13 protein-coding genes and 1 tRNA gene are annotated in these 11790 nt (G+C 73.3%); 3 read left to right on the top strand and 11 right to left on the bottom strand.

Going from position 1 to position 11790, the window contains the following annotated elements; all coding sequences use genetic code 11:
* Positions 1-41 precede the first annotated feature (41 nt).
* From ACWGH1_RS17700 to ACWGH1_RS17710, 3 genes are read right to left on the bottom strand one after another with little or no spacing between them, the layout of a single operon-like run.
* Entirely contained in the window at positions 42-935 is an 894-nt protein-coding gene (locus ACWGH1_RS17700) for an SDR family oxidoreductase (protein WP_453357707.1), read from the bottom strand.
* Positions 932-1873, bottom strand: coding sequence for an alpha/beta fold hydrolase (locus ACWGH1_RS17705; protein WP_453408803.1), 942 nt, complete (start codon positions 1871-1873; stop codon positions 932-934). Before ACWGH1_RS17705 ends, ACWGH1_RS17700 begins: the two co-directional genes overlap by 4 nt.
* Positions 1870-3426, bottom strand: coding sequence for a flavin-containing monooxygenase (locus ACWGH1_RS17710; RefSeq protein WP_453408809.1), 1557 nt, complete (start codon positions 3424-3426; stop codon positions 1870-1872). The genes ACWGH1_RS17705 and ACWGH1_RS17710 overlap by 4 nt, the downstream gene beginning before the upstream one ends.
* Before the next feature lie 160 nt (positions 3427-3586).
* Between ACWGH1_RS17710 and ACWGH1_RS17715 the strand changes: the two genes are divergently transcribed.
* Positions 3587-4258, top strand: coding sequence for a MerR family transcriptional regulator (locus ACWGH1_RS17715; RefSeq protein ID WP_453355435.1), 672 nt, complete (start codon positions 3587-3589; stop codon positions 4256-4258).
* Here ACWGH1_RS17715 and ACWGH1_RS17720 read toward each other — a convergent pair.
* Positions 4240-5043: an exodeoxyribonuclease III gene (locus ACWGH1_RS17720; RefSeq protein ID WP_453355434.1), complete on the bottom strand. Its 804-nt coding sequence runs from the start codon at positions 5041-5043 to the stop codon at positions 4240-4242. The two genes, ACWGH1_RS17715 and ACWGH1_RS17720, sit on opposite strands and share 19 nt — an antisense overlap.
* 38 nt (positions 5044-5081) lie before the next feature.
* Here ACWGH1_RS17720 and ACWGH1_RS17725 point away from each other — a divergent pair, with 38 nt between their 5' ends.
* Positions 5082-5576, top strand: a complete 495-nt coding sequence (locus ACWGH1_RS17725) for a GNAT family N-acetyltransferase (protein ID WP_453355433.1) — start codon at positions 5082-5084, stop codon at positions 5574-5576.
* 89 nt (positions 5577-5665) lie between these two features.
* Here ACWGH1_RS17725 and ACWGH1_RS17730 read toward each other — a convergent pair.
* The 7 genes from ACWGH1_RS17730 to galU all read right to left on the bottom strand — a co-directional run bounded on the left by ACWGH1_RS17730 (position 5666) and on the right by galU (position 11059).
* Positions 5666-5739, bottom strand: a tRNA-Ala gene (locus ACWGH1_RS17730).
* Between the two features lie 78 nt (positions 5740-5817).
* Positions 5818-6843, bottom strand: coding sequence for a divisome protein SepX/GlpR (gene sepX, locus ACWGH1_RS17735; RefSeq protein ID WP_453355432.1), 1026 nt, complete (start codon positions 6841-6843; stop codon positions 5818-5820).
* 150 nt (positions 6844-6993) lie between these two features.
* Positions 6994-7605 carry a GNAT family N-acetyltransferase gene (locus tag ACWGH1_RS17740; RefSeq protein WP_453355431.1) on the bottom strand — a complete coding sequence of 204 codons (612 nt, stop codon included), beginning with the start codon at positions 7603-7605 and terminating at the stop codon, positions 6994-6996.
* Positions 7606-7622: 17 nt separating this feature from the next.
* Complete coding sequence (locus tag ACWGH1_RS17745; RefSeq protein ID WP_453408810.1) at positions 7623-8180, bottom strand: MogA/MoaB family molybdenum cofactor biosynthesis protein; 558 nt, start codon at positions 8178-8180, stop codon at positions 7623-7625.
* Between the two features lie 47 nt (positions 8181-8227).
* Positions 8228-8740, bottom strand: coding sequence for a cyclic pyranopterin monophosphate synthase MoaC (moaC, locus tag ACWGH1_RS17750; RefSeq protein ID WP_453357683.1), 513 nt, complete (start codon positions 8738-8740; stop codon positions 8228-8230).
* 74 nt (positions 8741-8814) lie between these two features.
* Entirely contained in the window at positions 8815-10152 is a 1338-nt protein-coding gene (glp, locus tag ACWGH1_RS17755; protein WP_453408804.1) for a molybdotransferase-like divisome protein Glp, read from the bottom strand.
* Between the two features lie 4 nt (positions 10153-10156).
* Entirely contained in the window at positions 10157-11059 is a 903-nt protein-coding gene (gene galU, locus ACWGH1_RS17760; RefSeq protein WP_453354356.1) for a UTP--glucose-1-phosphate uridylyltransferase GalU, read from the bottom strand.
* A gap of 140 nt (positions 11060-11199) precedes the next feature.
* Here galU and ACWGH1_RS17765 point away from each other — a divergent pair, with 140 nt between their 5' ends.
* Positions 11200-11787 (top strand): 5-formyltetrahydrofolate cyclo-ligase, encoded by a 588-nt coding sequence (locus ACWGH1_RS17765; RefSeq protein ID WP_453354357.1) that lies wholly within the window; start codon positions 11200-11202, stop codon positions 11785-11787.
* Positions 11788-11790 lie beyond the last annotated feature (3 nt).

The following is an 11790-nucleotide window of genomic DNA, read 5'->3' on the forward strand; positions in this document are numbered from 1 at the left end:
GCGGGGGCGCGGCCGCCGGGACGGGCCGCGCCCCCGCACCGTCAGTCGCGCCGCGTGGCCGCCGTCCGCTCCTTCTCGTCGGCGGCGCCCCCGGCGCCCACCAGCCCGCGCGGGATTCCGGCCAGCCGCGGCTCGAAGCGGCGCATCTCCCGCTGCCCGCCGGCGGCTATGACGGCCGGCAGGTAGCCCCGTACGCCCTGCATGCCCCGCAGCCACCACTGCGCGTACACGTGCGGGGAGCGCCGCTCGATGCCGGCCACGATCCGGTCGACGGCCGGCCCGAGCGGGTAGGTGCGGTTCGCCGGCCAGGGCAGTCGCCCGCGCAGCTCCCGCATGACCTCGTCCTGGTCGGCGCCGCGCACCATGTCGGTGTCGGTCCAGGAGAGGTAACCGACGCCCACCTTGACGCCCTTGTAGCCGACCTCGGCGCGCAGACAGTGCGCGAAGGCCTCGACACCGGACTTGGAGGCGCAGTAGGCCGTCATCATCGGCGCCGGGGTGATCGCCGCGAGGGAGGCGATCTGGAGGAAGTACCCGCGGCTCTCGGTCAGCACGGGCAGGAACGCGCGGGCGGTCACGGCCCCGCCGATCAGGTTCACCTCGATCACCCGGCGCCAGGCGTCGGGGTCCGAGTCGGCGAACGGCCCGCCGGCGGCCACGCCCGCGTTGGCGACGACGACGTCCACCTTGCCGAAGCGCTGCTTGACCTCCTGCGCGACGCGGGCCATGGCCTCGTGGTCGGTGACGTCGGCGTGCCAGTGGTCGCTGTCGGTGTGCAGCCGCTCGGAGACCTCCTTGAGTGCCTCGGGCTCCAGCCCGACCAGGGCGACCTTCGCGCCGCGCGCGGACAGCTTGCGGGCCAGCAGCTCGCCGACCCCGCGGGCGGCGCCGGTGACGACGGCGACCTGGCCTTCCAGACTCCTGCGAGCGCTCACGGCGTCTTCTCCTTCGGGTTGGTGACGGGTCGGTGGGGCGCCGGGAGCCGCGCGGCCAGCTCGCGTATCACTCGGGTGACGGCTTCCGGCGCCTCGATCGGGGTCATGTGGCCCTTGCCGGGCAGCTCGGTGAGACCGGCGCAGTCCGGCAGCGCCGCCGCCAGGGCACGGGAGTGCGGGATCGGGGTCAGGCGGTCTTCGGTGCCACCGATGACGGCGGTGGGCACGGTCAGCGCGGCCAGGTTCGCCTCCAGGTCCAGCCCGGCGAGCACCTGCGACCAGGCGTACCGGACGCCCGTGGGGCAGCCGTGCACGATGCGGGCGCAGGCCTCGACCTGCTCCGGCGTGGAATCGGGGCCCATGGTCGCGTACCTCAGGACCCGCTTGCCCAGCGGCGTGACCGGCCCGAGGGGGGCACGGGATCCGAGGATCGCGCCGGTGATACGGGTCCGTGCGCGCCCGGCGCGCACCGGCAGGACCAGCGCCTCCGCCACCAGTCGCGCGCTGCCGGTGCTGCACAGCAGGGCGGCCGCGACGTGCTCGGTGAACCCCGGCCGCCCGGCGGCGGCCATGATCGTCATGCCGCCCATGGAGTGGCCCGCGACGACCGCCCGTTCCCCGGGGGCGAGGGCGGCCTCCAGGACCGCGACGAGGTCGTCGGCCAGCGCGCCGGTGGTGTACCACCGCCCGGCGGGGCTGCGGCCGTGCCCGCGCTGGTCGTAGGCGATGACCCGGTGGTCCCGGGCGAGGTCCCGGACCTGGGCGGCCCAGAAGGCGGTGGAGCAGGTCCAGCCGTGGGACAGGACCACGGGCGGGGCGTCCTCGTCGCCGTGGACCTCGACGTGCAGCCGGGCCCCGTCGGCGGAGAGGGCGACCAGCTCGCGCCGGGCCGCCGGGGGCGCGTAACGGCCGGAGGTGACGTACGCCGGGCGCTTCATGCCGCGCCCTCCTCGACGCCGGCCGGCGCGGCGGCCGGCGGCGCCGCGGGCGCGGGGACGGCCGCCCGGGCGGCGACGCGCTCCCGGACGCGGACGACCTCGTACTCCGCGAGGTCGACCGAGCGCGTCTCGCGCCGGAACTCGCCCGTGGTGCCCGGCCAGACGGTCGTGTTGCGGCCGGTCGCGTCCAGGTACCAGCTGGTGCAGCCGCCGGTGTTCCACACCGTCCGTTTCATCCGCTCCTGGACGCGCCGGTTCCATGCGCCCACCGCCGAGGGCCGGGCGGCGAGGGCGGCCCGGCCGCCGAGCACGTCCAGCTGGCGCAGGTAGTCCGCCATGTAGTTGAGCTGCGACTCGATCATCAGGATCATCGAGCTGTTGCCGAGCCCGGTGTTGGGTCCGATGATCGTCATCCAGTTGGGGAAACCGGCCGCCGTCGCCCCGCGCAGGGCCTGCATGCCGTCCTTCCACGCGTCCGCGAGCGTCTCGCCCCCGGCGCCCACCACCCGGTCGGCGATCGGCATGTCCGTGACGTGGAAGCCGGTGCCGAAGATGACGGCGTCCACCTCGGTCTCGGTCCCGTCCGCCGCCACCAGCGTGCTCCCGCGGATCTCCGTCAGCCCCGAGGCGACCAGGTCCACATTGGGCCGGGCGAGCGCCGGGTAGTACTCGCTGGAGAGCAGGATCCGCTTGCAGCCGATCCGGTACGAAGGGGTCAGCTTGGCCCGCAGCTCCGGGTCCTTGATCGAGCGCGCCATGTTGGCCTTGGCCAGGGACTCGATCAGCCCGAGCTGGTTGGGCCGCTTGGTGAAGGCGCTGACCTGGAGCTCGCGGATGCCCCACAGCAGCCCGCGCCGCGCCGCCCGGGTGAACGGCAGCTGCCGGTGCAGCCAGCGCTCGGCGGTGGAGATCGCCCGGTCCGTACGCGGCATCACCCACGGCGGGGTGCGCTGGAACAGCGTGAGCCGCTCCACGTCGGGGGCGATGGCGGGGACGATCTGGACGGCCGAGGCGCCGGTGCCGATCATCGCGACGCGCTTGCCGCGCAGGTCGTAGTCGTGGTCCCAGCGGGCGGAGTGGAAGACCTTGCCCGGGAACTCGGCCAGCCCCGGGATCTCCGGCATCTTCGGGTCCGACAGCGGCCCGGTCGCCGATACCACCACGTCGGCGGTCAGTTCACCGGCGGAGGTCTCGATCTCCCAGCGCAGCTCGTCGGCGTCCCAGCGCATCATCCGCACCTCGGACTCCAGCCGGATGTGCGGCCGCAGCCCGAAGGTGTCGGCGACGTGTTCCAGGTACGCGCGGATGGCGGGCTGCCCGGAGAAGGTCCGGGGCCAGTCGGGGTTCGGCGCGAAGGAGAACGAGTAGAGGTGCGAGGGAACGTCGCACGCGCACCCGGGATAGCTGTTGTCGCGCCACGTACCGCCGACCGAGTCGGCCCGTTCCAGTACGACGAAGTCGGTGATCCCCTCGCGCCGCAGCCGCACCGCCGCGCCCAGTCCGCCGAACCCGGAGCCGATCACCGCCACCCGCACGTGTTCGCGCCCGTCCATGCCGCCCATGCCCGCCCGCCTTCCGCTGCCGAGTCCCGGCCGCACCGTCGACCAACCCTGCCAGCAATCACTGGCACAATCGGGAGAGTAGAGCAGCCCCGTACCCATGGGTAGGGGTCGCGCCGGGAAAGTTACCGCCGGTACGCCCTACGCTGCGCATGTGGCGGAAGAAAAGACACGCGAATACCGTACGGAAGAGCTGGCCGAGGCGGCCGGCATCCCGGTGCGCACCCTGCGCTTCTACCGCGAGCGCAAGCTGCTGCCGCCGCCCCGCCGCGCGGGCCGGATCGCCTGGTACGACGAGCACCACCTCGCCCGGCTGCGCACCATCGCCGCCCTCCTGGAGCGCGGCCACACCCTCGGCGGGATCGCCGAGCTGACGGCCGCCTTCGAGAACGGCCGCGACGTCGGCCAGCTCGGTGAACTGCTCGGCATCGGCTGGTCGGAGGAGACCCCCGTACGCCTGACGCCGGAGGCGCTGGCCGACTACTTCGAGGGGGAGGTCACCCCGGAGAACCTGGCGGCCTCCCTGGACCTCGGCTACCTCGCCGTCGACGGCGACGAGATCGTGCACGTCAGCCGCCGGCTGCTGGAGGTCTCGTCGGCACTGGTCCGCGAGGGCGTTCCGCTGGCCGCGGTGCTGGAGACGGGGCGCCGGGTGCGCGAGCACGCCGACGCGATGGCGGCCCTCTTCACGGAGCTGATCTCCGCGCACCTGGCGGACGACGCCCTGCCCCGGCTGCGCCCGCTCGCGAAGAGCGTGGTCGAGGCGGAGCTCACGATGGCGATGGACCGCCTGCTGGCCTCCGGCGGTCAGGAGCCCAGCTCGTAGACCACCGTCACGGGGGCGTGGTCGGACCACCGCTCGGGGTGCGTTTCGGCCCGCTCCACCCACGCCTTCACGGCCCGCTCGGCGAGCCCGGGAGTGGCGACCTGGAGATCGATGCGCCAGCCGGCGTCGTTGTCGAAGGCCCGGCCGCGGTAGGACCACCAGGAGTACGGCCCGTCGGTGTCCGGGTGCAGCACCCGCACCACGTCGACGTAGCCGGCCTCCCGGTACACCTTGCCGAGCCACTCCCGCTCCTCGGGCAGGAACCCGGCGTTCTTGCGGTTGGTCTTCCAGTTCTTGAGGTCGGCTTCCCGGTGGCAGATGTTCCAGTCACCGCAGACCACGACCTCGCGCCCGTCGGCGGCGGCGCGCACCCTGAGCTCGGCGAGGTGGGCGATGAACTCCTCCATGAACCGGTACTTCTCGTCCTGCTTCTCGGTCCCGGCCTCCCCGGACGGCAGGTACAGGCTCGCCACCGTCACCCCGGGCAGGTCCACCTCGACGTACCGGCCGGAGCCGTCGAACTCGGCGCTCCCGAACCCGATCTGCACCCGCTCGGGCGCCCGCCGCGTGTAGAGCGCGACCCCGGCCCGCCCCTTGGCGGCGGCCGGGGCGAACACGGTGTGCCAGCCCGCCGGCTCCCGCGCCTCCACCGGAATCTGCCCTTCCTCGGCCCGTACCTCCTGGAGGCACACGACGTCGGCGTCCGATCCGGCGAGCCACTCGACGAAGCCCTTCTTCGCGGCGGCCCGGATCCCATTCACATTCACGGTGGTCACGGTGAGCATCCCCGCACGATAGCGGGAGCGTTCCGTACGATGTTCCGATGTCTCACGGGATAACCCTCCGCACGGTGCCGTTCGACCACCCGGACGCGCTCAAGCTCAACGACCAGGTCCAGCTCGAATACCAGGCCCGTTACCAGGGCGAGGGCGACGCCACCGTCCTCGACCCGGCGATGTTCGCACCGCCGAACGGCTTGTACTTCGTGGCGTACGACACAGCGGAGGTCCCGGTCGCGAGCGGCGGCTGGCGCGCCCGGGACGAGAGCCCGGAGGGTTACCGCGACGGCGACGCGGAGCTCAAGCGCATGTACGTCGTCCCCGAGGCCCGCGGCCTGGGCCTGGCCCGCCGCATACTCGCCCTCCTCGAAGCCGACGCCCGCACGGCGGGCCGTCGGCGCATGGTCCTCGAAACGGGCGACCGACAGCCGGAGGCGATAGCCCTCTACGGCTCGTCGGGCTACTCGCCCTGCCCCAAGTTCGGCTACTACCGCGCCTACGAGTCCAGCATCTGCATGGCCAAGTCCCTGACGGCCTGAGCGGCCGGCACAACAGAAGATCCCGCCCGGTCTTGCGACCGGACGGGATCTCATGACGTTCTCGGGAGCAACCCGTGAACTGTCGTTTGTGGACCTGTGGGGATTTGAACCCCAGACCCCCTCGATGCGAACGAGGTGCGCTACCAGACTGCGCCACAGGCCCTTGCGACGTGTGAAACATTAGCATCCCCGCGCGGGTGCTCCAAAACCGGTTCTCGGGAGCGTCCGCGCAGGTCACCGATCACTCGTTCGCGGCGCGCGGGCGGGACTCGCCCTCGTACTGGTCGAAGAGCGGAGTGCGCCCGCGGTCGCGGCCGCGGGGGCGCGGGGTGGACGGCTGCTTCCGTTCCGCCGCCGCCTTCGGGGGCCCCGGCTGGGCGCGCAGGCGGGGTTCCGTCGGCTCCGCGGTGCTGGAGCGGGCCGCGCTCCAGGCGTCCGGGGCGGCCGGGCCGGTGGCACGGGGGGCGACCGGGGCCGTCACGTAGGTGGGCAGCGGCACCGGGACCGGCTCCCAGCTGTCGCCGCGCGCCGGGCCGCGCTCGCGCTCGCGCTGCTGGTCCACCCACTCGGCGTGGTCGGTCTGCTCCACCACCGCACGCCGCCCCGCCTCCTGCGGGGACACCGGGGGCGCGGGGTCCGGTTCGGCCCCGGCCTGCGCCTCGGACTCCCGGCGGCGCGAATGGTGTTCGCGCAGCCGCCGGGCGGCCGCCTCCGCGCGCCGGCGGTCCATGGTGAACTCGTAGCGGCGCCGCTCCTGCACCCGCAGGTGCACGATGTACGCACTGAGCAGCAGCGCCGGGACGGCCGGCGCCCACAGGAAGCGCAGGCCGCCGACCGCGGCGACCACCGCACCGAGCGTGAAGATCAGGAAGAGCAGCGCGGTGGTGCGCCTGCGGCGGGCGAGCACCTGGAGGCGCTGCTCGCGCCGGGCCCGCTCCGCCCGCTGTGCGCCGGCCGACCTCGGTTCCGCCCTGGTCGGGGGCACGACGAAAGCCCGGGCGTCGGCGTCCACGGAATTCACCGTTTCCGTCGCCGCGTCCGGGTTCGCGTGGGGCTGGGATTCCACCTCTTCGGCACCGCGCTCACGCAGTCCCTTGGCATAACGGCGCTCCATTCCCGCCCGGCCGGAAAGCAGCCGGATGGCAGTGGAGAAGCGTTCCGTCGGACGGGCTTCGTTCAGCTCGTCCTGCCTCCGGAGCCACATGGGCACCAAGTAGGCGGCCCAGGCCCCGACGATGACTGCGTAGATGAGGCCGCTGCTGCTCACACCCCACACCGTAGAGGGATGTGGCCGCGGGGATCGGCCAATTGAGCCGGTGTGTCGCGCGATCTCGCTGATATCACGGACTTTTTTTGTGATTCTTCGGATCAGCTTATGGCCGAATCGGCCAGGAATTCGAACGCTTTTGCGATTTTGCTATTTCGGAAGCCCCTGGGGGCCCTGGGAACGACGGTGCCAGCGGCGCAGCAGCCCTTCCGGCACCTCCTCCGCGGTGAGCGCGAAGACGAGGTGGTCGCGCCAGGCCCCGTCGATGTGGAGGTAGCGCGGCCGCAGCCCCTCCTCGCGGAACCCGAGCTTCTCCACCACCCGGCGGCTCGGCCCGTTCTCCGGCCGGATGCACACCTCGATCCGGTGCAGCCCGACCTTGGCGAAGCAGTGGTCCACGGCAAGCGCGACGGCCGTCGGCATCACCCCGCGCCCCGCGACGTCACGGTCCACCCAATAGCCCACGTGACCCGCGCACATCGAGCCCCAGGTGATCCCGGCGACGGTCAACTGGCCGACCAGCCGCCCCTGGTACTCGATGACGAACGGCAGCATCCGCCCCGCGTTCGCCTCCGCCCTCAGGTGCCGGACCATCTGGCGGTACGTCGGCCGGTGGATCACCGGCCCCCACGGCGCGGGCGGCGGGATCGTGGCCTCCCACGGCCGCAGCCAGTCGCGGTTGCGCCGGTTGACCTCGCGCCACGCGCGCTGGTCGCGCAGCTTTATCGGCCTGAGCGTGACGTCGCCGTCCGTCAGCACCACGGGCCAGGAAGGGCCGTTCAGCTCGCGCTCCCGGAGTGTCTGCCCGGCGGCGTGGGGTGATCTCCGCCCCGGAGCTGGTCGACGGCGTGCAGCAGGATCCGGTCCAGCACCGCGAGGCCGTCGCGGACCCCGCCCGTCGAGCCCGGCAGGTTCACGATCAGGGTGCGGCCCGCCACGCCCGCCAGGCCCCGGGACAGCGCGGCCGTCGGTACCTTCGCCAGGCCCTCGGCGCGGATCGCCTGCGGGATGCCGGGCACCTCGTGGTCCAGCACCCGCGCGGTGGCCTCGGGAGTGCGGTCCGTCGGCGAGATGCCGGTGCCGCCGGTGGTCAGGATGACGTCGTACCCGGCGGCCACGCCCTCGCGCAGCGCCTCCTCGACGGGATCGCCGTCCGGCACCACGCGCGGCCCGTCCACGGCGAACCCGAGCCGCCCGAGCCCCTCCGCCAGCAGCGGGCCGCCCTTGTCGGCGTACACGCCCGCCGAGGCGCGGTTCGAGGCGGTGACCACCAGCGCGCGCAGGGCGCGTACCGGCTCCCCGGCGGCCGGCTCGGCCGCCCAGGCCTCCCCCCGCACCGGCGGGACGTGGCTGTGGCTGAACGCCTCACCACCGCGCGGGGCGTTCACGCGCGGCTCCAGTCGCCCGACTTGCCGCCGGTCTTCTCCTCCACCCGGACGTCAGTGATGACCGCGCCCTTGTCGACGGCCTTGACCATGTCGATGACGGTGAGCCCGGCGACGGCGACCGCGGTCAGCGCCTCCATCTCCACACCGGTGCGGTCGGTCGTCTTGACGGTGGCCAGGATCTCCACGGCGTCGTCGGCGACCGACAGGTCGACCTTCACGCCGGAGACGGCCAGCGGGTGGCAGAGCGGGATCAGGTCGGGGGTCTTCTTCGCCCCCATGATCCCGGCGATCCGCGCGGTGGCGAGGGCGTCGCCCTTCGGTACGCCCTCGCCCCGCAGCAGCTCGATCACCCGGGGGGAGACGAGGACGCGCCCGCTGGCCCGGGCGGTCCGGGTGGTGACGTCCTTCGCCGAGACGTCGACCATGCGGGCCGCCCCGGCCTCGTCGATGTGGGTCAGCCTGCTGTGCTGAGGGGGTCGGGGGGGCTCCCCCGGGGAAAACGCTGCCATAGGTTCGTGCCGCTCCCGCTCCGGGCCCCGCAAGGGCCTGTGTGGTGCAACACGCTACCCGCACCGGCCGGTCCTCAGCCGAGCAGGACCACTTCCAGCCCGTCCCCCGGCTCCACCGTCGTGACGTCCTCCGGTACGACCATCAGCGAGTCGGCGTGCGCCAGGGCCGCGATCAGGTGGGAACCCGATCCGCCGACCGGGCTGACCGTCCCGCTCTGCGCGTCGTACGCGCCGCGCAGGAACTGGCGGCGCCCGGCGGGGGAGCCGATCGCCCGGTCCGCCTTGAGCACCGCCCGCACGGCAGGGCGGCTGACGTCGGGCAGGCCCATCAGCGTCCGGATCGCGGGGCGCACGAACAGCTCGAAGGAGACGTAGGACGACACCGGGTTGCCGGGCAGCGCCAGCAGCGGGGTGTGGTCGGGGCCGATGGTGCCGAAGCCCTGCGGCTTGCCCGGCTGCATGGCCAGCTTGCGGAAGTCGATCCCCGCTCCGGCCACCTCGTCGGAGCCCGTGGCGACCGCCGTCAGCGCCTCCTTGACCACGTCGTACGCGCCGACGCTGACCCCGCCCGTCGTCACCAGCAGGTCGGCCCGGACCAGCTGGTCCTCGATGGTGGCGCGCAGCGTCTCCGCGTCGTCGGCGACGGCGCCGACCCGGTAGGCGATGGCCCCGGCGTCGCGCGCGGCGGCGGCCAGGGCGAAGCTGTTGGAGTCGTAGATCGACCCGGCGCTCAGCGCCTCCCCCGGCTGGACGAGTTCGCTGCCGGTGGACAGGACGACCACCCGGGGCCGCGGCCGGACCCGGACGCTGCCCCGCCCGATGGCGGCCAGCAGCGCGATCTGCGGCGGGCCGAGCACCGTACCGGCGGCCAGCGCCAGGTCACCGGCCTGGACGTCGCTGCCGCGCGAGCGGACGTGCGCCCGGGCCTCGGCGGCCCGGTGCACCCGTACCTCGCCGCCCGCGCCCTCGGGCGCGGCGCTGGCCGGGGTCATCCCCGAGGCCGCGCCGCCCCCCGTGCCGCCGTCGGTCCACTCGACCGGTACGACGGCCTCCGCCCCGGGGGGCAGCGGTGCGCCGGTCATGATCCGGGCGGCCTGGCCGGGCCCCACGGTGGGCAGCTCACCGCTGCCCGCCGCGACGTCGCCGATCACCGTCAGCACCGCGGGGTACTCCTCGCTCGCGCCCTGGACGTCGGCCACCCGGACGGCGTACCCGTCCATGGAGCTGTTGTCGAAGGGCGGCAGGGCGACGGGCACGGTGACGTCCTCGACCAGGACACAGCCCTGGGCGTCGAGCAGCTGGAGCTCGATGGGCTCCAGCGGCCGGACGGCGGCGAGGACGTCCGCGAGGTGCTCGTCCACCGACCACAGCCGGTGCGGGCCGGTGTCCTGCGGTGCGTCGGGACTGCTCAAAGTGCTACATCTCCTCCGTGACGTAACGGTGAAGCCAGGTGCGGAACTCGGGGCCCAGGTCCTCCCGCTCGCACGCGAGCCGGACGATCGCCCGCAGGTAGTCACCGCGGTCCCCGGTGTCGTAGCGGCGGCCCCGGAAGACCACGCCGTGCACCGGGCCGCCCACGCTCTCGTCGGCGGCAAGCTTCTGCAGGGCGTCGGTCAGCTGGATCTCGTTGCCGCGGCCCGGCTCGGTCTCCCGCAGTATGCCGAAGATCGCGGGGTTGAGGACATAGCGTCCGATGACCGCGTAGTTGCTGGGGGCGTCCGCCGGCTCCGGCTTCTCGACGAGTCCGGTGACCCGCACGACGTCCGCCTCGTCGGTCGGCTCGACGGCGGCGCAGCCGTAGAGGTGCACGCTCGCCGGGTCGACCTCCATCAGCGCGATGACGGTGCCGCCGGTGCGGCCGTGGATGTCGACCATCTGGCGCAGCAGCGGGTCGCGGGGGTCGATGAGGTCGTCGCCGAGGAGGACCGCGAAGGGCTCGTCGCCGACGTGCGGCTCGGCGCAGAGCACGGCGTGCCCGAGGCCGCGCGGGTCGCCCTGGCGGACGTAGTGCATGGTGGCCAGGTCGCTGGATTCCTGGACCTTCTTGAGCCGGTCGTCGTCACCCTTGGCGATGAGGGCGGACTCCAGTTCGTAATTGCGGTCGAAGTGGTCTTCGAGGGCGCGCTTGTTACGTCCTGTGATCATGAGTACGTCGTCGAGCCCCGCCGAGACGGCCTCTTCGACCACGTATTGGATGGCGGGCTTGTCCACGACCGGAAGCATTTCCTTCGGGGTCGCCTTGGTCGCCGGAAGGAAGCGAGTGCCGAGGCCCGCGGCCGGGATGACGGCCTTCTTGATCACGGGGTGCAACTGATTCATGCGCAGAACGATAGTGGGTTACGCAGAAACACCAGGTCAGATTCCGGGGAGAAGCTCCCGGTCTGCGCCGTTTCGGAAGGAAATCTGATTCAGCTGTGGTAGGCAACCAGTCAGACCCGTCCGGCGGGAGGGCGGCCCGCGTGGCCGAGAAGGCGGCCTTGCGCCGCGAACTGCTCACGGCCCGCCGCGCCCGGTCCCCCGAGTCCCGCCGTACGTCGGCCCGCGCGCTCGCCCGCTCGGCCTCGGGACTGCCCGAACTGGCCGGAGCGGCAACGGTCGCGGCGTACGTCTCCGTCGGCACGGAACCCGGCACCCGCGAACTGCTCGACGTGCTGCGGGCCGCCGGGAAGCGGGTCCTGCTGCCGCTGCTGCTGCCCGACAACGACCTCGACTGGGCCGTGTACGAGGGCCCGGACGGCCTCACCGAGCGGGCGCACGCGGGAAAGACGGGCCTGCTGGAACCCTCCGGGCCGGCCCTCGGCCCGGACGCGGTGACCGGGGCGGACGCCGTCCTGCTGCCGGGCCTGGCGGTCGACGCGCGCGGGATGCGGCTCGGCCGCGGCGGGGGCTCGTACGACAGGGTGCTGGCCCGGCTGGAGCGGGCCGGTGCGCATCCCGCGCTGGTGGTGCTCCTCTACGACGAAGAGGTGGTCGCGCGGGTCCCGGAGGAACCGCACGACCACCCCGTCGGGGCGGTGGCCACCCCGTCGGGGGTGGTCCGCTTCTGAGCC

The sequence above is a fragment of the Streptomyces sp. NPDC054883 genome, assembly GCF_053610645.1.